Genomic DNA, 236 nt, shown 5'->3' on the forward strand with positions numbered 1-236 from the left:
GTACGGATCGTGAGCAATCACGCCACCGAAGTAGATAGAGGCAACCAGCAGCACGATACCAATGACAGAGACTTCACCCACACGCCCCGGACGAATAAAGCGCATGTAGATACCCATAAACAGCGCAATCGGTACGGTTGAGCAAACGGTGAAGACACCCCACGGACTTTCGGCCAGGGCTTTAACCACAATCAGCGCCAGGACGGCGAGGATGATGATCATGATTAAGAAACAGC

At 53.0% G+C, this 236-nt stretch carries 1 protein-coding gene; it reads right to left on the bottom strand.

Annotated features, from left to right (window positions below):
- The coding region (locus SB822_RS60995) for a carbon starvation CstA family protein (protein WP_410859639.1) at nucleotides 1-236 on the bottom strand (236 nt) is incomplete at both ends.

Source organism: Paraburkholderia sp. SIMBA_054, from assembly GCF_046534875.1.
GTDB lineage: Bacteria > Pseudomonadota > Gammaproteobacteria > Burkholderiales > Burkholderiaceae > Paraburkholderia > Paraburkholderia hospita.